Genomic DNA, 18,458 nt, shown 5'->3' with positions numbered 1-18,458 from the left:
TACCATGCGCGCGTGCCGAGCATCCGGGCGGTCGTCACCGACCTCGACAACACGCTGTATCCGTGGGTGGACTACATCGTCCCCGCCCTGGAGGCGATGATCGACTCCCTGGTGGCCACCACCGGGCTGCCGCGCATCCGGATCGTCCAGTCGCTGAAGGCGGTGTACGCGCAGTACGAGTCGAACGAGTACCCGTTCGCGATCCAGCTGTCGGACATCTTCCGGCCGTACGAGGCGGACTTCGACTCGTTCAACGCGCTGGTGGTGGACCCGGCCCGGCTGGCGTTCCGGGCGGCGCGCGACCGCTACCTGAAGCCCTACCCCGGCGTGCGCGAGACGCTCGACCAGCTCCGCGCCCGCGGGCTGAAGGTGGTGGCGCTCACCGACGCGCCGCGGAACGCGGCCGAGCTGCGCCTCAAGCACCTGAAGCTCGACGGCCACTTCGACGCGCTCTACACGCTCCCGTTCTTCCCGCTCCCGGAGAACGTCGCCCCCGAGATCCGGCGCAAGGAGGAGGAGGGCCACTACCGCGGGAAGACGCCGGTGGTGGAGCTCCCGCGCGACGCGGAGAAGCCGAACCCCGCCGGCCTGCGGCGCATCCTCGCCGACCTCGGCCTGCGCGGCCCCGAGGTCATCTACGTCGGCGACAACGTCAAGAAGGACATGGCGGTGGCGAAGGCGTGCGGCGCGGTGGGCGTGTGGGCGGAGTACGGCACCTACGTCTCGAAGGAGTACCGCGACCGGCTCGCCGTCATCTCCGCGCGGACGGTCACGCAGCGGCACGTCGCCGACGAGGCCCAGGGGCGCTGGCCGCTCGCCATCTCCAGCTTCGTCCAGGTGCTGGACGTGCTGGACGGCGCGCGCTGGACGCCCGCCCGGCGCGCGGCGAGCCGGCGCGGCAGGAGGGCGCGATGACCGTGGTGGCGCGGTACTCGGACCTCGCCGGGCGGAGGGCCCTGGTGACGGGCGGGTCCTCGGGCATCGGGCTCGGCATCGCCGAGGCGCTGCTCGGGCAGGGCGCGCGGGTCGCCGTCCAGTACCGGTCCGGCCGGGCCGCGGCCGAGGCGCTCGCGGCCCGCCACCCCGGGCAGGCGGTGGCGATCGGCGCCGACCTCGGCACCGAGGCCGGCTGCGTCGCCTGCGTGCGCGAGGCCGCGGCCGCGCTGGGCGGCCTCGACCAGCTGGTCCACTCGGCCGGGATCTGGAACGAGGCGCCCATCGCCACGATCCGCGCCGGGCAGCTGGAGGAGATCTTCCGGGTGAACGTGTTCAGCGCGTTCTACCTGGTCCGCGAGGCGCTCCCGCACCTCGGGCGCGACGGGCGCGGCAACGTCGTCTTCATCGGCTCCACCGCCGGCCAGCGCGGCGAGGCGCGGCACGCGCACTACGCGGCGTCGAAGGGCGCGCTCCAGTCGCTGGCCATGAGCCTCGCGGTCGAGCTCGCCCCCGGCACGCGCGTGAACCTCGTCTCCCCCGGCTGGATCCGCACGCCCATGGCCGCGGCCGCGCTCGACGAGACCGGGGCCGCCATCGCCGCCACCCTGCCCAACCGCCGCCTCGGCGAGGTGGACGACGTGGTGCAGGCGGTGCTGTACCTCGCGAGCGAGGCCTCCGGGCACCTCGTCGGCGAGGACCTGGCCGTCTCCGGCGGCGCGCTGCTGGTGGTGCCGCGCGGCCAGCTCGTGCCGCGCGGGCCCTGACCTGGCGGCGCGCGGAGGCCGGCGCTAGTCCGCGCCATGCGCTTCCGCCACCACGTCTTCGTCTGCGAGAACCACCGGGACCCGTCGGATCCGCGCGGCGCCTGCGGCAACAAGGGCAGCGAGGCGATCCGCGCCGCGCTCAAGGCGGAGGTCGCCCGGCGCGGCCTGAAGGCGCAGGTGCGCGTGAACGGCGCCGGGTGCCTGGACGCGTGCGCGTTCGGGCCGTCGATCGTGGTCTACCCGGAGGGCGTCTGGTACGGGCACGTCTCGCCCGCGGACGTGCCGGAGATCGTGGAGCGGCACCTGGTGGGCGGCGCGCCGGTGGAGCGGCTCCGGCTCCCGCGGCTGGAGGGGCGCGAGCCGCCCGTCAGTTGAGCAGCGCGCCGCGCCCCGCCCGCAGCCCGGCCACGGTGGCGCGCACCTCGTCGGCGTCGGCCGCCGCGGGCGCGAGCGCCAGGTACGCCTCCAGGTCGCGGATGGCGGCGGCCGCCCCGCCCAGCCGCGCCGCCGCGAGGCCCCGGTCGCGCAGCGCCTCGCGCTGGCCCGGGGCGAGCAGCAGGATGCGGTCGAGCACCCAGAACAGCCGCACGTCGTCCTTCCGCTCCGCGTAGACGCGCTTCAGGTTCTGCAGCATGCGGGCGAGGATCTGGCGCGGCGACACCGCGGCGAGGTAGCGAGGGTCGAGGTCCTTGCCGCCGGTGCGCGCCTTGTAGCGCGCCACGCACTCGTCGGCCGAGAGCATCTCGCCGCCGTGGTAGGCGTCCACGAACACCTCCACGCCGCCGGGCGAGACGTACTTCGCGAGGAAGTGGCCCGGGAAGCCGACCCCCTCCAGCCGCAGCCCGGCGCGGCGCCCGACCTCGATGTAGACCAGCGCCAGCGTGATGGGGATGCCGAGCCGGCGATCCAGGACGTCGTTGAGGAACGAGTTGCGCGGGTCGTAGTAGTCGTCGTCGTTGCCGCGGAGCCCCTCCTCGTCGTGGAGCACCTCGCGGAGCGCCCGGAGCGCCGAGGCGGCGCGCACCGGCCCGGGGACCCGGCGCGCCACGCGCGCGGCGAGGTCGTCGAGCCGCGTGAGGTACGCCTCCGGCTCGAGCGCCGGGTACTCCTCCTGCGCGATCGCCAGCGCCGCCTCGTCGAGCGGGACCGGGTCGCGCCCCAGGAGCTCCGCGAAGCGCGCGCGCGCGCGGCCCTCCAGATCTCGCGTCAGCGTCATCAGGGCACCCGCGCCGCCACGTCCTCGTGGTACCGCCGCTCCGCCTGCGCCAGCGCGCGCGCCTGCGCCGCCAGCTCCGGGGAGACCGCGCCCCCGGGCACCTCGCCCGTCGCCCGCAGCCCCTCGGCGAGCGCGCTCCAGCCGGCCGCGAGCGCGTCCATCCGGTCCGCCAGGCCGAGCGCCGCGAGCCCGGGGAGCGCCGCCTCCGCCTCGCGGAGGAAGCGGGCGTACAGCGCCCGGAACAGCCCGCCGCCGGTGCCGCGCTTCTCGGTCACCTGCCACGCGTACCGGAAGCACCAGGCCCGGTCCGCCTCGCCGGTCGCGCGCGCCGGCCAGTCCGGCAGCTCCGCCGCGAAGCGCTCGATCGCCGACACGCCCGCGAAGCCGTCCGGATCGAGCAGCATCTCGCGCGCCTGGCGCCGGAGCGCCTCCCGGACCGCCTCGCCGAGCGGGCGCGGCGGGGCCGGCGCGTCCACCTCCAGCCACGGGTTGCCGCCCGTCCCGAACGGCGGCGCGATGGAGGCGCGGGCGCGGGCCAGCGCGTCGAGCGGGACGGCCTCGAGGCCGGGCCGATCCGTGTCGGCCAGCCAGGCGATCCCGCGCGCCGCGTCGTGGCCGGCGAGCACCACCCGGTGGCCGCCGAAGCGCGTGCGGCTGCCCCAGTACGGCAGCTCCGCGAGATCGGTGGACAGGATCGGCGCGAGCCCGCGCTCCAGGGCGGCGCGAGCGCCCTCCCAGGCGGCGCCGGGGTCGTCGGCGCTCCGCTCCACGGCGGAGAGGCCGAGCACCTCGCAGGCGGCGCGCTCCAGGTGCGCGGACCGGCCCACGAACAGGTGGCTCGGCGACAGCTCCGGCGCCGAGAGGTAATAGAAGCCCAGCCCCGCGCCCAGGCCGAACGCCAGGGGCTCGGACAGCGCCACGCCGCGGACGCGCAGCGCGTCCGCGAGCGCGGTGGAGCCGCAGTGCAGGCCGGGCCTGTGCTCGAAGCCGGGCAGGATCACCGGAGGAGTATAGCGGCCGGGGCACGCTGCACGACTTCCCGGCGCCCTGGCCGAGGGTCGCCCGCCCCGGCGCCGGGCGCCGCGCGGCCGATGCACCGGCTGGGGGCGCTACCCCCTTGACGGCGCCCCGGCCCTTCTCTAGATTCGCGCCCCTGCCATTCCCCAGTAGCTCAGTTGGCAGAGCAGGTGACTGTTAATCACCGGGTCGCATGTTCGAGTCATGCCTGGGGAGCCATCTCGACGGAGCCCCCGGGGCGCGAGCCCCGGGGGCTTCGTGTTTCCGGCGTCCGGCGCGGATCACCCCGCCGGCGCGAGCGGGGACCGGAGGATGTCGCGGGCGTGCGTCCACGGCGTAGCCGTCGGCGCCCTGCGCGAAGCCCTCGTCGAGCGCGCGCCGGTAGGCCGCGTCGAAGCGCGGCTCCGCGTACACCGCGCGATCTGCCTCGCCGCTCGCCGCCAGCACCATGCCGCGCATCCGCTCGGCGTTCATCGTCCGGAAGCGCGCGGCGGCGCCCTCCGGGTCCGCCGCCACGCGCCGGACCAGCCCGCGCACGTCGGGCACGAGGCGCTCGGCGAGGTGCGGGGCGGCGAGCTCGTCGCTGCCCGACACGATCGCCGCGCCCTCGACCACGCCCGCCGCCGCGCACGCCAGCGCGAACGGCGCGCCCTGCGAGAACCCCACGATCCGCGCCGGGCGCAGCCCGCGGGCAGCGACCACCTCGCCGACGTCGCGCGCCCAGTCGCGCAGGGTGCGCCCCGGATCCGGGTCCGACCGCCCGAGCCCCGGCCGGTCGAGCGCCACCAGCCGCACGCGCAGCGCGTCCGCGCGAGACTACACGGGCGCCACCAGGTGGGCGATGATTCCACCTGCGGGGCCGCCGGGCCGCTCGCGAACCCCCGAGGAGGCCTCCCATGCCGGACAGCTCACCCAAGGCGGCCCCCGACGACACCGCCGTCCGCGTGGCGCTGTGGCGCGCTCTGCACGTCCTGGCCGACCCTCCGCCGCACGTGCACGAGGACACGGTCGGCCTCGCGCTCGCGGCGCCGGCCGAAGGCTGGCGGCAGCGGCCCGACATGAGCGCGTTCACGCGGCCGTTCCGCGCGTCGATCGTGGCCCGCGCGCGGTTCGTCGAGGACCTCCTCGAGGAGCAGGTGGCCCGCGGCGTGGGGCAGTACGTGGTCCTCGGGGCGGGCCTGGACACGTTCGCGCTGCGCCGGCCCGAGCTCGGCGCGCGGCTGCGCGTGTTCGAGGTGGATCAGCCGGGCAGGCCTGGAAGCAGCGGCGCCTGGCCGAGCTCGGCCTCGCCGTCCCCCGTCCCTGCGGTTCGTGCCGGTGGACCTCGAGCAGGGCGATGCCTGGCTGGCGCGCCTCGCCGCCTCCGGCTTCGACGCCGGGTGGCCGGCGGTCGTCGCGTCCACCGGGGTCAGCATGTACCTCACGAAGGAGGCGGTCGCGTCCACGCTCCGGGCGGCCGCGTCGCTCGCCGGGGGCTCGACGCTCGTGATGTCGTTCATGCTGCCCATCGAGCGGGCCGAGCCGGCGGTCCGCCCCGGGATCGAGGCGGCCGCGCGCGGCGCGCGCGCGAACGGCACGCCATGGCTGAGCTTCTTCGAGCCCGAGGAGATCCTCGCGCTGGCGCGCGAGGCGGGTTTCCCGGGCGCGAGGCACGTGTCGGCGGACGCGCTCAGCGCGCGCTACTTCGCGGGGCGCACGGACGGCCTGCGCCTCCCCAGCAACTCCGAGGAGCTGCTGGTCGCGACCACCTGAGCGTCGCTCACGCGCGCCGCCGGGCCGGACGCCGCGCCTTCGGCTTCGCCCTCGCCTCGAGGTTGAGCGCCACCGCGGCGCGGACGAGCGCCTTCAGCGCCTTCGCGTCGAGCGCCTCGCCCTCCCGGAGGTCGATGGCCCGGCGGACCTTCCCGTCGAGGCTCGAGTTGAACAGGCCCGCAGGGTCCGGCAGCGCGGCGCCGCGGGCGAACGTGAGCTTGACCACGCGCTGGTACGTCTCGCCCGTGCACACGATGCCCGCGTGCGACCAGACCGGCGTCCCCATCCACTTCAGCTCCTCGACGATCTCCGGGTCGGCCTCGTGGACGATCGCGCGCACCCTCGCGAGCGTCTCCCCGCGCCAGCCCCCCAGCGCCTCGATCTTCCGGTCGAGCTCCGCGGAGGCGGATCCGGCCGGCGCACGCTTCCTCGCGCCGGCCTGCGGTGCGCGCGGCGTCACGCGCTCACCAGCCCGGTGCGCAGGCGCCAGAGGACGTAGGAGAGCGCCCACAGCACGCCGGTGCCGGCCGCCCAGCCCCACGCCTCGGGTCCGTCGCCCACCGCGACGTGCGCCACGACCGCCGAGGCGACGTCCACGGCGAAGCCGGCGTAGGCCCACTCCTTCAGCCGCGCCGGCACCGGCGCCAGCAGGAGCGCCACCCCGAGGAGCTTCGCCAGCGAGAGCTCCACCCGGAAGTACGCGGGGAACCCGAGGTGCGCGAACGCCTCCGCGACCTGCGGCAGCCGGAGCTGCGCGTAGGCGGTGAACGTCATCTGGAGGCAGAAGAGCGCGGTGACGGCCCAGTAGCCGAGGGTCGTGGCGCGCGAGGGGGTCCGGGCGGCCACCGGGGCCGGGGTCTGCAGGATCGTTTCCACGTTCGCTCCTAGGCGGACTCGCCGCCGAACTGCGCCGCGTACTCGCCCACCAGCCGCTGCCAGCCGGCGAGCTTCAGGGCGTCCGCGCCCACGATGCGCCCCATCGGCTCGCCCGCCAGGCGCCGGTCCAGGACGTCCAGGCAGACGTGCCAGCCCGCGGCGCCCCACGAGACGAAGCGCCGGTCGATGCCGTGCCAGAGCGTGAGTCGCGTGCCCCCGGCGATGGGCTCGAGCTCCCAGCGCAGCTCGCCGTCGCCCCAGGTGTACTCGAGCAGCCTGGGCGCCTCGGCCCGCCTCACGGCGGACGCGGAGACCTGCGGGGTCGGCGCGCCGACGGTCGAGAGCGTCACCGGCCCGACCGCGCCCAGGTCCCGATCGGCGTCGAAGGGCGCCCACTCGGACAGCTGCGCGGGATCGGTCAGCGCCTGCCAGACCCTCGCCGGCGGATGGCGGAGGTCCCGCACCAGGACGAGCGTCCAGCGCTCGCCTTCCTTCCGGACCTTCGCCCCTGCCGCCGGGCCGGGCACGTACTCGCGGCTGCTCATCGCTTGGTTCCTTTCGGTGCGTCCTGCTCCATGCGGTCGAGGTGGCGCTCGAGCGCGTCCACGTGGACCGTCCAGAAGCGCCGGAACGGCTCGAGCCACGCGTCGATCTCCCGGAGCGGCTGGGCCGGATCCGGTAGACGCGCCGCTGGGCCTCGACCCGCGCCTCCACCAGGCCCGCCTCGCGCAGCACGCGGAGGTGCTTGGACACCGACGTCTGCGGAAGGCGGAGCCGGCGCTCGAGCTCGCCGACGGACCGCTCCGAGGACGCCAGCAGTCCCAGGATGGCCCGGCGGTTCGGCTCGGCGATGGCGGCGAAGGACGTTTCCACGCGGCGTTATATGCCGCTTCGTTCATATTCTCGCAAGCACACCGACGGGGCGTGGGCGCTCCTCACAGGGCGGGCAGATCAGCTCCAGCTCGCCGCCTCGATCATCGAGCGGACGCGCGCCGCGAAGTCCTCCGGCGCGGGCGGCCGCGGCTGCGCACGGTAGAGCTGCAGCGACCGGCGCGCCTCCGCGATCTCGCCCATCGCGCGCAGCGTCTCGAGCGAGGTCCGCGAGGCCGACACGGCGTAGTCCAGGCGCGCCGGGTCGAGCCGTCCGCGCTCGACGTTGAGGTTCACCTGGTGCGCGCACCGGCACCGGTTGGCGGGGTCCGCCACGCCGCAGTGCCTGGCCAGGAACGCGTCCAGCGCCGCCCGGGCGCGCGAGAGCCGCTTGCGGAAGGCGGCCTCCGAGATCCCGAGCGCGTGGGCCGCGTCCGAGGCCTCCAGCTCGCAGATCGCGCCGAGCACGAACGCGATCCGCTGCCCGCGATCGAGCGCCTGCAGCATGGCCTGCGTGCACCCGATGAACACCTGCTCCTCGAGCAGCCGCTCCTCGGCGCGGGCGAGCGTGCCCGGCGCGATCTCGCCGGGCTCCTCCCCGAGCTCGCCGGCGAGCCGCTCGAACGTCCACCGGCGCGCGCGGCGCCGGGAGCGGAGGAGATGGCGCGTCGCGACCCGGTACGCCCAGGTGGTGACTGCGGCCTCGCCGCGGAAGCCGGAGAGCTGGGTGACGACGAGCACCAGGATCTCCTGCGTCGCGTCGCGCGCCTGCTCGCGGTCGCCGAGCACGCGGAGGGCGAGCCCGTACATCGGATCCTGGAGCCCGCGGACCAGCTGCTCGAGCGCGGCACGGTCGCCGGCCCGGGCGCGCGCCGCGAGGCCGTCGAGCGCGCTCACGGGAGGCGCCCCAGCTCGAGGAGGAACGCGCGGATCGCGGCCGCGATCTCCGGGGCGGAGTCCTCCTGCAGGAAGTGCAGCCCGCGCACGGTCACCTCGCGCTGATTGGGCCACCGGCGGCACGCCTCCCGCAAGCGCCCGGTCAGGATGCGCCCGGGCTCCGCGTTGACGAAGAGCTTGGGCACCGGCGCCCCGGCGAGCCAGCGCGCGTAGCGCTCGACCTCCTCGCACACCTCGGGCGGCTCCCCGTCGATGGGGAGCTGTCGCGGCCAGGACAGCGTCGGGCGCCGCCCCTCGCCGGGCGCACGGAACGGGCGGCGGTACTCGTCCAGCTCGGCGGGCTCGAGCCGCCGCAGCACGCTCGCGGGGAGCACCTGCTCCACGAAGGCGTTCTGCTCCAGCACCAGCCGCTCTCCCTCGGACGAGCGCAGGCGCTGGAACAGGGCGCGCGGGCCGGGCGGCCACTCGTCCCAGCGCATCGTCCCCGCGATCGCCTCCATGTAGACGATCGCGCCGACGCGCTCCGGGTGCCGTCGCGCCCAGTCGAACCCGAGCGCGGAGCCCCAGTCGTGCACGACGAGCGTGACGTCGTCGAGGTCGAGCGCGTCGAGGAAGCCGTCGAGGCAGGCGCGGTGATCGAAGAAGGAGTACGCGCCCGGCCCGCTGGCCGGGAGCTTGTCGGAGTCTCCCATGCCCAGGAGGTCCGGCGCGATGCAGCGCGCCGAGCCGGACAGGGGCCCGAGGACGTCGCGCCAGAGGAAGGAGGAGGTCGGGTTGCCGTGCAGGAACACGATCGGGCGGCCGGCGCCGCGATCGACGTAGGCGATCGAGAGGTCGTGGACGCGAACGCGCTTCTTCTCGAGGGGCGTGGTCATGCCCGCTTCGTGTCCTCGCGCCGGTCGCCCGTGACGGGAAATCGACCGTCCCTCGCGGACCGGAAGGGCCGTCCCCCGCCGGCCCCGCGGGCACCGCAAGCGACCCACCCCGGGCCCGCGGCTACAGCCCGCCCATGACGATGGAGATCGCCGTGCTGCACCGGGCCGCCTGCGCGACGGTGGTGGACTACCGCTGCCGCGCCCGCCCGGGCGATCCGGCGGTCGAGGAGCGCCACCGCGACCTCTCGCTCTCGTACGTCCGCCGAGGGACCTTCGGCTACCGGTCGCGCGGCGCGGCGCACGAGCTGGTCGCGGGCGCGACGCTGGTCGGGCACGCGGGCGAGGCGTACCGCTGCACGCACGACCACCACGGCGGCGGGGACGAGTGCCTGTCCTTCCAGTTCTCCGCGGACGCGCTCGAGGCGCTGGGCGCGGCGCCGCGGCCCTGGCCGGCCTGAGTCCGTTCCACTTCCTGCGCGTGTTCCGGCGCGTGCTCGGCGTCACGCCGCACCAGTTCGCCGCGTTCGCACTCGACCCGGATGGCAACAACGTCGAGGCGGTGTTCCTCGCCTGACGCGGGCGGGCGGGGCCGCGCGGGGACGCGGACCGCCGCGCTCGCCCCCGCGCGCCCCAGACGAAGACCCGGACCTCGGGTACACGTCCCGTGCGGCACGTGAACGTGGGATGGCGCGCAGGGCGAACGCCTGCTGTCGTGCCGCACCACGGGGAAGGCGCTGCCGGCGGATCGACGCCGCCGAGCGACCCGGGACGGGGCCGCGGGGGGCCCGACGGATGACGAAGACTTCGGCGGTGCTCGCGCTCGCGCTCGCGATCGCGGGCTGTGGCGGCGGCGGCGACAGCGCGGCGCGGGTCGGACAGGTCATCACGGTGGTGCGAACCGACGCCTTGACGGCGCCGGACCAGGTGACGGCGGTGAAGGTGTTCGCCTCGCCGGCGAACGTCACGCAGGATCTGGCGCACCAGCCGGACGGCACGTTCGGCGGCGTCCTCACCCTCCCGGTCGGCGTGCAGACCATCACGGTGTCGGTCTACGCGGGACAGACCGTCGTCGGCACCGGCGCCGCCACGGTGTCCATCCAGGCGAACGCGACCTCGCAGGTCACGCTCCGGATCGTGGACAGCACCGGCCCCGGGCCCACGCCCGGCCAGGGACCGGTCATCGTGGCGCTCTCTGCCTCGAAGACCACGCCCGTGGTGGGCGAGTCGATCGCGCTGAGCGCGCGCGTGGTGGCGCCGGCGGGCGCCACGGTGACCTATGCCTGGACGCAGGACTGCGCCAGCGGCACCTTCACCGCGCCAGCCGCCGAGTCCACGAGCTGGTCCTCGAGCGCGGCGGGCGCGTGCGCGCTCACCCTGACCGCGACCGCGAACGGCCTCGCCGACGCGAGCGCGATCGCGATCCAGGTGCTCGTCCCCGGAGCAGGCACCGGGTCGGTCTCGATCGTCGGCACCTTCGTGCCGCGCACGACGATCAGCGCCATCGCCGCGTACCCGTCCCCCACCGCCACGGTCGCCGGCTGCACCGTGAGCCGCACCGGCACCGACGCGACCTGCCGGATGCCGGTCCACTCCGGCCAGGCCATCGGCATCACCCTCGATCCCGGCGCGGCCGCCGGCGCCGCGAACTACGCGCTCCGGGACGGCTGTGGCGGCGCGACCGCCCCGGGCGCGTCGGCCTCCTCGTTCCAGTGGACGGCGCCGCCGGCGGGCGGCTTCTGCGTGCTCACCGCGACGAAGGTCGAGGACGGCGTGGCCGACGCCTTCGCGTTCGGGCTCTACGCCGACCCGGTGCTCGCGCCGTCCCCGCGGCAGGCCTTCGATTGGACGCCGCACGCGGTGGGGGCAGCGACCCCGCCCCATGCCTTCGTCGAGCAAGCCACGACGGCCGCGCACGTCGTCTGGAACGGCTCGACCTTCGCGGACACCCTCGGGCGGATCACCTTCGTGCCGCAGGGCGCGCTGCCGTCCACGACCGCCGTGGGCCTCTGGAGCCCGGCCGAGACGCTGGTCGGACCGTGGGCCACCGGCGCGACCCGGTTCGTGGCCGACGCGGCGCACGGCGCGACGGCGGTGGACACCTCTGGCGACTTCACGGTCTGCGTGAAGTTCAAGCCCGGCCTCCATCCCGGGATGACGGCGCCGAACAAGACGCTGGTAGCGCGCGGGCAGGCCGAGTTCCCCACCGCGGAGTGGCCGGAGGGCTGGGCGCTCATGCAGATGCACGAGGCGTACTGCTTCCACTACCTCACCGCCACGGGCGGCGGTGCCATCATGTCTCCGGACACGAGCGTGACGCCGGAGGCCGTCGCGACCTACGCGTTCGACTACATGTGTGGCGGGCGCGCCGGCGCACAGATCCTCGCCGGCGCCCACGGGCAGAGCGGCGCGCTCCCGACGGCGGTGGCCACCACGTTCACCGCCGAGCAGCTCCTGCCGCTGTCCATCGGCGCGTACCCGACCGGCGACGATCCCACGCTGGATGCCTCGGTCTACGAGGTGATCTTCGACACGCGTCCTGCCACGGTCGACACCTTCCGCGACATCGTGGGCGCGGCGGAGGGCACGCGGCTGGCAAACGGCGCGGTCTGGATCCCGCCCCGCGTGGCCGGGGAGAGCGCGACCGGTGCCGACGGCCTGAGCTACTCGCTCCCGCCGTACGCGAACCCGGGGCGCTGGCCGGTCCCGGTCGTGGATGGGACCGTCCCGGGCAACGCCCAGCTCGCCTACCGCAGGCCGCTCGCGGAGCGGACCTCCACGACCGGCTACTGTGTCGGCGCAGAGCTGGTCGCGGACGGCGCATGGACCGACGTCGGCGGCGTCGTCCTCGCGTTCATCGACGACGCGGCCACGCAGTCCACCCGGCTCTACCTCGACCCCCGCGTCTGCTTCGCGACGCAGGCCTCGGGGCAGGCGGCGACGTCGGCGTGCAGCGCCTCGGCGCCGCTCTACGCCACCTGGGCGCCGGGCTCGCTGCACCGGTTCACCGCCTGCGCCGACGCCGCCACCGGCGCGCTGACCGCCTACGTGGACGGCGCCGCGGCGTCCGTGCTGCCCGCCGGGACCACCGGCGGCGTGCCCGATCTCTCCACCGGCGTTCTCACCATCGGCTCCAGCCTGGGCGGCGCCAGCATCTCGCGCGTCTTCGCCTGCCCGTTCGCGGACCCGGTGCGCTGTCACTGAGCCCGGCGCGAGCCGGCGCGCGCGGGCGCCCGCCGGCTCCGCCGCGTCGGTCGGAGCCGCGCCGTCGCCGCCGCGCCCAGGTCAGGGGGACGCCGCCGGTGCCTGGAGGCGGAGCGGCTGGCCGGCCCGGTAGCGGGCCAGGGTCGCGCGCGCGTCGTCCGCCTGCGCGGCGCCCGCGCGCTCGAGCAGCTCCACCGCCCTGCCCTGCTCCGCCACGGCGTCGCCGAACCGGCCCGCGGCGGCGTACGCGGCCGCGAGCGTCTCGAGCGCGGCGGGGTCCCGGCCGTCGGTGAGCGAGCGCGCCCGCGTCGCGAGCCGCACCGCCTCCTCGGCGTCGGCGCCGGTGGCGCCGGGGCGCGTCGCGAGCAGCAGCGCGGCGCGGCCCAGCGGCTCGGGCGCGCGCGGATCGAGCCGGACCGCCTCGCGCAGCTCGCGCAGCCCCTCGTCGAAGCGGCCCACCATGGCGAGCGAGGTCCCGAGCCCGGCGCGGAGCCGGGCGGCGCCGGGGGCGAGCCGCACGGCCTCCCGCGCGTGCTCGATGGCCTCGCCCGGGCGGCCCACGCCCAGGAGCAGCTCGGCGACCCACCGGTGCGCGCTGCCCGACTCCGGGTTCAGCTCGAGCGCCCGGCGCTCCGCCGCCAGCGCCTCGGGGATGCGGCCCTCGAGCGCCAGCGCGCGACCGAGGTTCACCCAGGCGATCGCGAAGCGCGGCCACGCGGCGATGGCGGCGCGGTACAGGCCCTCGGCGCGGACGACGTCGCGTGCACCGTCGGCGTCCACGCCCAGCTGGACCAGCGCCTCCGCCACGGCCTGGCGGATCACGCCATCCTCGGGCGCCGCCTGCGCGGCGGCCTCGAGCCCGGCGACGCCCGCCGCGTCCCCGCGGGCGAGCGCGCCGATTCCCCCGACCAGGAGCCGCTCGGCCCGGGCGCCGTCCGCCAGCGCCGCCGGGTCGGCGCCGGTGACCCGCGCCGTGGGCGGGATCCCGCGGCTCAGGGTGCCCAGCGTCGCGAGGTTCTCGGCGGCGCGCACGCCGGGCGGCACGGCGAGCTCGGCGGGCGCGTAGAACTCCAGGACCGGGCGCTCCATGGTGTTGACCGCGTCCTCCAGCGCCAGCCACGGCGCCAGCGTCTCGCGGTCGGCCGCGAGCAGCGCCACGACCTCGGCCGCCGTCCGCCAGCCGTGCCGGCGCAGGTCTTCGCTCTCCGGCGCGTCGAGCACCCGCTGGACCTTCGCGAGGTCCAGCGCCAGCGGACGGTCGAGGCCGACCAGGAAGCAGGACGACTGGGCGATCCACACGTAGGTCTCCGGGAACGCGCCCTCGAACGTGCGCAGGATGGTGCGGAGGTCCGCCGCGGGCACGTCCAGCGGGACCCACTGCATCATCACGCCGCCGGGGGCGAGGCGGGCGCGCGCGAGCCGGTAGTAGTCCTGCGAGTAGAACTGCGCGTTGCCCGCGTGCCCGGACCGCGACTTGCCGTCGGAGATGATCGCGTCGTACCGCTCGGCGCTCCGGCGCAGGAAGGCCACGCCGTCGTCGTTCACCACCCGCACCCGGGGATCGTCCAGCACCGCGCCGTTGAAGCGGTCGAAGAGGCGCGCGCCCTCGATCACGGAGGGTGACAGCTCGACGACGTCCACCCGCTCGACCCCCGGGTGGCGCGCCACCTCGCCGGCCAGGATGCCGGTGCCGAGCCCGATGGTCAGCACGCGGGCCGGCGGCCGGTCGCGCAGCAGGATCGGGAAGTGCGCCAGCACCTGCTGCTTGCGGTCCACGCCCTCGCTGCTCTGGCCGATCCGGACCCCGTCCACCAGCATCACCCGCTGCCGCCCGTCGTCGGCGCGCTGGATCACCTTGACCGTCGAGACCAGGCCCTCGCGGTAGAACAGCACCGGGTCGTCCGGGCCCTCCTCCGTGGAGCCGAACGGCGCGGGACGCCAGAGCGCGACCAGCAGCGCGCACGCCCACAGGCCGGCGGAGACCGGCGCGGCGCGGAGCAGGACCGCCGGCCGGCGGTGGTCCTCGCGCGCGGGGAGGAGCGCCCAGGCGGCGCCGACGAGGTTCAGCACCGCCATGAGCGCGACCCCGCGCTGCATCCCCACGGCCGGGAGCACCACGAAGCCGCCCAGCACCGCGCCCGCGATGTTCCCGAGCGTGTTCGCGCCGTAGAGCTGCCCGAGGCGCCCGCCCAGCGTGTCGAGCGTCCGGGCCCAGATCCGCGCCGCGAGCGGGAACGTCATCCCGATGAGCGTGGTCGGGACGATCATCACGAGGAAGCTGAGCGCGAAGCGCCCGGCGAGCAGCGCCTCCCACCGCAGCTCCAGGCCGTCGATCCACCGCTGCGCGTCGCCCATCAGCGCGCCCATGAGCGGCAGGGTCGCGAGCGTCGAGGCGGCGATGCCGGCCTGGACCCAGCCGAACGCCCGGCGCGGGCTGCGCACCCGATCCACGAACGCGCGCGCCACGAAGCTCCCCAGCGCGATGCCCACCAGGAAGGCGGTGAGCATGGTGACGAACGCGTAGGTCGAGGTGCCGACGACCAGCACCAGCATGCGGGTCCAGATCACCTCCAGCGCCAGCGACGAGACGCCGGAGAGCGCCATGACGGCGAGGATCCAGCGGGCCCCGGCCTCGGCGCCCGCCGCCGTCGCGGGCGCGGGCGCGGGCGCGCGCGCCTCGGGCGCCGGCGGCGACGCCTCCGGCGCGCCGCGCGCCCGCGAGAACGCGAGCGCCCCGAGCCCCACCGCCACGTTGGCCGCGGCCGCGGTCCAGAGCGTCCCGTGCACCCCCAGCGCGCGGAGGAGCGCGAAGCCCGCCGCGACGCTCCCCGCCACCGCGCCCGCGGTGTTGAGCGCGTACACGAAGCTCAGCTCGCGGCCGAGGTGGCCGATGCGGCGGACCAGGGCCCGCGTGATCGCCGGGAGCGTGCCGCCCATGAGGACGGTGGGCGGGAGCACCACCACCGCCGCGAGCCCGGCGCGCACCAGCAGCAGCGCGAGGGAGTCGGGCGCGAGCCGCGAGGCCGCCCACAGGTGGACCGGGTCGAGCGCCCGCACCGCCGCGGTGCCCGCGAGCGCGGTGGCCGCCACGCCGAGCTCGAGGAGCGCGTAGAGGCGCAGCGGGTCGCGGCAGCGGTCCGCCGCGCGCCCGAGCAGCCAGCTCCCGAGCGCCAGGCCGCCGAGGAACGTGGCCAGCACCGCGGTCACCGCGTGCGCCGTGACGCCGAAGATCTCGTTCAGCAGGCGCGACCAGGCCACCTGGTAGACCAGGCCCGCCGCCCCGGACACGAAGAAGAGCGCGTACACCCCGCCGTCACGCCGGAAGTCCCTCATGGGGGTGCGACTGTATGCTCCGGTTCCGCCGCGATCCATCCCCCGGGAGTCGGTGGGAACCGCCCGCGGTTCCGGGAGCGCGGATCGCGGGCGGCGCGGCCCGTACGACCGGCCCGGATCCTCAGCGCGCCGCTCCCTCCACCAGCCGCCGGGTGGCCTCGCGGCGGTGGTCGAAGATCGCCCGCAGCGCCCGCCGCACGAACAGGACGTGCGCCAGCGTGCCGAGCGGGCCGAGCGGCAGCGCGTACTCGACCAGGTCCCGGACCACCGTCGCGTCGCCGCGCGCCTCGAACGCGCGGGTGTGCCGCCACAGCGCGTACGGCCCCCGCTCCTGCTCGTCCACGAAGCGGACGCCGGGTTCCCACACCGCGATGCGCGTGCGCCAGCGCATCGGGACCCCGAACAGCGAGAGCGCGTAGTCGATGCGCGCGCCCGGCCGCATCGCGATGGGCGCCGGTGTGAGGACGCGGAAGTGGAGGAACGGCGGCGTGATCGCCTCGAGGTTGGCGGCGTCGGCGTAGAACGCGAACACCTCGTCCAGCGGCCGCTGGAGCTCCTGGCTTCGCTCGAGCCGGTGGATGCGCATGCGGCGGTCCCCTCCGCGATGGTCGCGTCGCCCCGAAGGATACCCTCGACGCACATCCGCTCACCTTTCCTGAGCGATCGCCGCACCGCCCCGGACCTTTGGCCTGGCTCGATGGAGGGGTCGGAGCAGCCCCAGCGTGGAAACAGAATCCTTAGGAGGTGCAAGGAGATGTGCGCCTTGCGCCCACGGCGGCGCCGCTGCTTTGGCGGGTTTTCCTGACCCGGCGCGTCGTGGGAATTTGCCCCACGACTCAACGACACCGGACTGCGGGACGCGCTCAGGGTTACCGAGCGTCCCGCCGCTCCCCAGCCCGCAAGGAAAGCGAGATGCCGATCACCCGCCTGCTCCTCGCCTCTGCCCTCCTGGCCGCCGTGGCCGGATGCGGAGGCGGAGGCTCCCCCTCCACGCAGGGCCCGCTTCCCCCCGCCGGGCAGACGGTGACGGTCGAGGTCCGCCCGAAGGAGATCCAGGTCGCGCCCGGCGGGACCGTGGACTTCTCCACCGTCGTGACCGGCACCGCCGACACGAGCGTCACCTGGGAGGCCGACGCCGGCACCATCAGCCAGTCCGGCAGCTACGTCGCGCCGCTCGCCGCGGGCACGTACACCGTCAGCGCCACGAGCAAGGGCAACGGGCTCGCGAAGGGCCGGTCCAAGGTCGTCGTCACCCCGACGCCGGCGCCGATCTCGGTGAGCGTCTCCCCGGCCTCGACCACCGTCGCCGCGGGCGGCACGGTCGCGTTCACCGCCACGGTCAGCAACGCCACCGACCCGAGCGTCACCTGGACCGTGCGCGAGGCGTCGGGCTGCGGCACGGTCAGCGCCGGCGGCGTCTACACCGCCCCCGGCGCGGCCGCCACCTGCCACGTGGTGGCGGCGAGCGTCGCGGATCCGGCCGCCACCGCCGAGGCGGCGATCACCGTGAGCGCGCCGACGCCGCCGGCGCCGGTCGCGGTGACCGTCTCGCCCGCGAGCGGCGCGGTGGACGCGTGCCGGACGCTCACCTTCACGGCCACCGTCACCGGCGCGGCCAACGGCGCGGTGACCTGGTCCGTCCAGGAAGGCGCGGCCGGCGGGTCGATCACCTCCGGCGGCGTGTACACCGCGCCGGACGCGGCGGGCACCTATCACGTGGTCGCCACGAGCCAGGCCAGCGGGACCGCGAGCGCGGTGGCGGCGGTCACGGTGAACGACCGGATCCTCGGCGTGTCGGTCTCGCCTGCCACCGTGGAGCTGGCGCCCGGCGCGAGCGCGCAGTTCACGGCCACCATCACCACGACCTGCGGCGCGTACGCGACGACGCAGACCATCACCGCGCCGAATTGAGCCGATCCCTCCGGGCCGAGCCCCGCCCCGCTGCGCGGGCGCGCGCGGGGCCGCGCCCGGGGGCTTTACTCGGGGCCGGATCCGGCGCATGCCCTCGGCATGACCGGATCCGATCGCCCGCCCCGGCGAACCGCGCTCGTCACCGGCGCGAACCGCGGGATCGGGCTGGCGGTGGCCGAGGCGCTGGCCGCGCGCGGGATGGCGGTGCTCCTGGGGGCGCGCGACGCCGCCGCCGGGGCCCAGGCCGCCGCCGCGCTCGCCGCGCGAGGGCACGCGGCCCGCGCCCTCGCGCTCGATCTCTCCCGTCCCGGCTCGGTGGACGCCGCCGTGGCGCAGCTCGCCGCCGACGGCGTGCACGTGGACGTGCTCGTGAACAACGCCGGCGTCTACCCGCAGGGCGGCGTGCTGAGCGCACCGGAGGAGGCCTTCCGCGAGGCGATGGAGGTCCACCTGTTCGGCCCGCTCCGGCTCTGCCGCGCGCTCGTGCCGGCCATGCAGCGCGCCGGGTGGGGCCGCGTGGTGAACGTCTCCTCCGGCTCCGGCTCGTTCGGCGAGGGGCTCGAGGGACCGGCGCCGTACTGCATCTCCAAGGCGGCGCTCGACGCGCTCACGCTCAAGCTCTCCGGCGTGGCCGGACCGACGGTGAAGGTGAACGCGGCGTGCCCGGGCTGGGTCCGGACGCGCATGGGCGGCGAGGAGGCCCCGCGCTCGGTGGAGCGCGGCGCCGAGGGGATCGTCTGGCTGGCCACGCTGCCCGACGACGGCCCGAGCGGCGGGTTCTTCCGCGACGGGCGCCTCATCCCCTGGTGA

18 protein-coding genes, 1 tRNA gene and 3 pseudogenes are annotated in these 18,458 nt (G+C 76.1%); 11 read left to right on the top strand and 11 right to left on the bottom strand.

The window, feature by feature from the left end; translation table 11 throughout:
• The first annotated feature begins 12 nt into the window (after nucleotides 1-12).
• From ACOQFB_RS07905 to ACOQFB_RS07895, 3 genes are read left to right on the top strand one after another with little or no spacing between them, the layout of a single operon-like run.
• Nucleotides 13-915 (top strand): HAD family hydrolase, encoded by a 903-nt coding sequence (locus ACOQFB_RS07905; protein ID WP_059438385.1) that lies wholly within the window; start codon nucleotides 13-15, stop codon nucleotides 913-915.
• Nucleotides 912-1,700 carry an SDR family NAD(P)-dependent oxidoreductase gene (locus tag ACOQFB_RS07900; protein WP_059438386.1) on the top strand — a complete coding sequence of 263 codons (789 nt, stop codon included), beginning with the start codon at nucleotides 912-914 and terminating at the stop codon, nucleotides 1,698-1,700. The genes ACOQFB_RS07905 and ACOQFB_RS07900 overlap by 4 nt, the downstream gene beginning before the upstream one ends.
• Nucleotides 1,701-1,736: 36 nt before the next feature.
• On the top strand, nucleotides 1,737-2,075 hold the full coding sequence (locus ACOQFB_RS07895) for a (2Fe-2S) ferredoxin domain-containing protein (RefSeq protein ID WP_059438387.1): 339 nt from the start codon (nucleotides 1,737-1,739) through the stop codon (nucleotides 2,073-2,075).
• Here the strand turns inward: ACOQFB_RS07895 and ACOQFB_RS07890 are convergent.
• On the bottom strand, nucleotides 2,068-2,916 hold the full coding sequence (locus ACOQFB_RS07890) for a SirB1 family protein (protein ID WP_059438388.1): 849 nt from the start codon (nucleotides 2,914-2,916) through the stop codon (nucleotides 2,068-2,070). The two genes, ACOQFB_RS07895 and ACOQFB_RS07890, sit on opposite strands and share 8 nt — an antisense overlap.
• The gene (locus tag ACOQFB_RS07885; protein ID WP_059438389.1) at nucleotides 2,916-3,917 is read right to left on the bottom strand and encodes a BtrH N-terminal domain-containing protein; all 1,002 of its coding nucleotides are present in this window, start codon (nucleotides 3,915-3,917) and stop codon (nucleotides 2,916-2,918) included. Before ACOQFB_RS07885 ends, ACOQFB_RS07890 begins: the two co-directional genes overlap by 1 nt.
• Nucleotides 3,918-4,076: 159 nt before the next feature.
• Between ACOQFB_RS07885 and ACOQFB_RS07880 the strand changes: the two genes are divergently transcribed.
• Nucleotides 4,077-4,152 (top strand) — tRNA-Asn (locus ACOQFB_RS07880).
• Here the strand turns inward: ACOQFB_RS07880 and ACOQFB_RS07875 are convergent.
• A complete protein-coding gene (locus tag ACOQFB_RS07875; protein WP_237758022.1) occupies nucleotides 4,111-4,719 on the bottom strand; it encodes an alpha/beta fold hydrolase in 609 nt (202 codons plus the stop codon). The two genes, ACOQFB_RS07880 and ACOQFB_RS07875, sit on opposite strands and share 42 nt — an antisense overlap.
• Nucleotides 4,720-4,829: 110 nt before the next feature.
• Between ACOQFB_RS07875 and ACOQFB_RS07870 the strand changes: the two are divergent.
• Both ACOQFB_RS07870 and ACOQFB_RS07865 read left to right on the top strand, forming a co-directional pair.
• A pseudogene (locus tag ACOQFB_RS07870) lies at nucleotides 4,830-5,120 on the top strand (class I SAM-dependent methyltransferase); the annotation flags it as partial.
• A 124-nt stretch (nucleotides 5,121-5,244) separates the two neighbouring features.
• Nucleotides 5,245-5,685 (top strand): class I SAM-dependent methyltransferase, encoded by a 441-nt coding sequence (locus ACOQFB_RS07865; protein WP_494492524.1) that lies wholly within the window; start codon nucleotides 5,245-5,247, stop codon nucleotides 5,683-5,685.
• Between the two features lie 7 nt (nucleotides 5,686-5,692).
• On the opposite strand, the gene ACOQFB_RS07860 is transcribed toward ACOQFB_RS07865, so the two are convergent.
• The 6 genes and pseudogenes from ACOQFB_RS07860 to ACOQFB_RS07835 form a co-directional block, all read right to left on the bottom strand.
• Entirely contained in the window at nucleotides 5,693-6,145 is a 453-nt protein-coding gene (locus ACOQFB_RS07860) for a DUF1801 domain-containing protein (protein WP_421610824.1), read from the bottom strand.
• Nucleotides 6,142-6,423 (bottom strand): annotated as a pseudogene (locus tag ACOQFB_RS07855) (DoxX family protein); the annotation flags it as partial. The pseudogene ACOQFB_RS07855 and the gene ACOQFB_RS07860, both read right to left, overlap by 4 nt.
• A gap of 146 nt (nucleotides 6,424-6,569) precedes the next feature.
• The gene (locus ACOQFB_RS07850) at nucleotides 6,570-7,106 is read right to left on the bottom strand and encodes an SRPBCC family protein (protein ID WP_421610826.1); all 537 of its coding nucleotides are present in this window, start codon (nucleotides 7,104-7,106) and stop codon (nucleotides 6,570-6,572) included.
• Nucleotides 7,107-7,284: 178 nt separating this feature from the next.
• Nucleotides 7,285-7,434, bottom strand: a pseudogene (locus ACOQFB_RS07845) (ArsR/SmtB family transcription factor); the annotation flags it as partial.
• A gap of 78 nt (nucleotides 7,435-7,512) precedes the next feature.
• Nucleotides 7,513-8,328, bottom strand: coding sequence for an RNA polymerase sigma factor (locus ACOQFB_RS07840; RefSeq protein WP_059438395.1), 816 nt, complete (start codon nucleotides 8,326-8,328; stop codon nucleotides 7,513-7,515).
• Entirely contained in the window at nucleotides 8,325-9,203 is an 879-nt protein-coding gene (locus ACOQFB_RS07835) for a haloalkane dehalogenase (RefSeq protein ID WP_059438396.1), read from the bottom strand. Before ACOQFB_RS07835 ends, ACOQFB_RS07840 begins: the two co-directional genes overlap by 4 nt.
• A gap of 134 nt (nucleotides 9,204-9,337) precedes the next feature.
• On the opposite strand from ACOQFB_RS07835, the gene ACOQFB_RS07830 reads away from it, so the two are divergent.
• The 3 genes from ACOQFB_RS07830 to ACOQFB_RS07820 all read left to right on the top strand — a co-directional run bounded on the left by ACOQFB_RS07830 (nucleotide 9,338) and on the right by ACOQFB_RS07820 (nucleotide 12,404).
• Entirely contained in the window at nucleotides 9,338-9,661 is a 324-nt protein-coding gene (locus tag ACOQFB_RS07830) for a hypothetical protein (RefSeq protein ID WP_421610827.1), read from the top strand.
• Nucleotides 9,589-9,777, top strand: a complete 189-nt coding sequence (locus tag ACOQFB_RS07825; protein ID WP_421610828.1) for a helix-turn-helix transcriptional regulator — start codon at nucleotides 9,589-9,591, stop codon at nucleotides 9,775-9,777. Before ACOQFB_RS07830 ends, ACOQFB_RS07825 begins: the two co-directional genes overlap by 73 nt.
• Nucleotides 9,778-9,995: 218 nt before the next feature.
• Nucleotides 9,996-12,404 carry a hypothetical protein gene (locus ACOQFB_RS07820; RefSeq protein WP_421610829.1) on the top strand — a complete coding sequence of 803 codons (2,409 nt, stop codon included), beginning with the start codon at nucleotides 9,996-9,998 and terminating at the stop codon, nucleotides 12,402-12,404.
• 81 nt (nucleotides 12,405-12,485) lie between these two features.
• Here the strand turns inward: ACOQFB_RS07820 and ACOQFB_RS07815 are convergent, their stop codons facing one another.
• Both ACOQFB_RS07815 and ACOQFB_RS07810 read right to left on the bottom strand, forming a co-directional pair.
• The gene (locus ACOQFB_RS07815; protein WP_421610830.1) at nucleotides 12,486-15,737 is read right to left on the bottom strand and encodes a fused MFS/spermidine synthase; all 3,252 of its coding nucleotides are present in this window, start codon (nucleotides 15,735-15,737) and stop codon (nucleotides 12,486-12,488) included.
• A gap of 121 nt (nucleotides 15,738-15,858) precedes the next feature.
• Nucleotides 15,859-16,323 (bottom strand): SRPBCC family protein, encoded by a 465-nt coding sequence (locus ACOQFB_RS07810; RefSeq protein WP_421610831.1) that lies wholly within the window; start codon nucleotides 16,321-16,323, stop codon nucleotides 15,859-15,861.
• Between the two features lie 326 nt (nucleotides 16,324-16,649).
• Between ACOQFB_RS07810 and ACOQFB_RS07805 the strand changes: the two genes are divergently transcribed.
• Both ACOQFB_RS07805 and ACOQFB_RS07800 read left to right on the top strand, forming a co-directional pair.
• Entirely contained in the window at nucleotides 16,650-17,648 is a 999-nt protein-coding gene (locus ACOQFB_RS07805; protein ID WP_421610832.1) for an Ig-like domain-containing protein, read from the top strand.
• A gap of 99 nt (nucleotides 17,649-17,747) precedes the next feature.
• On the top strand, nucleotides 17,748-18,458 hold the full coding sequence (locus tag ACOQFB_RS07800) for an SDR family NAD(P)-dependent oxidoreductase (RefSeq protein ID WP_059438550.1): 711 nt from the start codon (nucleotides 17,748-17,750) through the stop codon (nucleotides 18,456-18,458).

Source organism: Anaeromyxobacter sp. Red801 (genome assembly GCF_049201065.2).
Classification (GTDB): Bacteria; Myxococcota; Myxococcia; order Myxococcales; family Anaeromyxobacteraceae; genus Anaeromyxobacter.
This window is presented reverse-complemented; position numbering and strand designations above follow the sequence as displayed.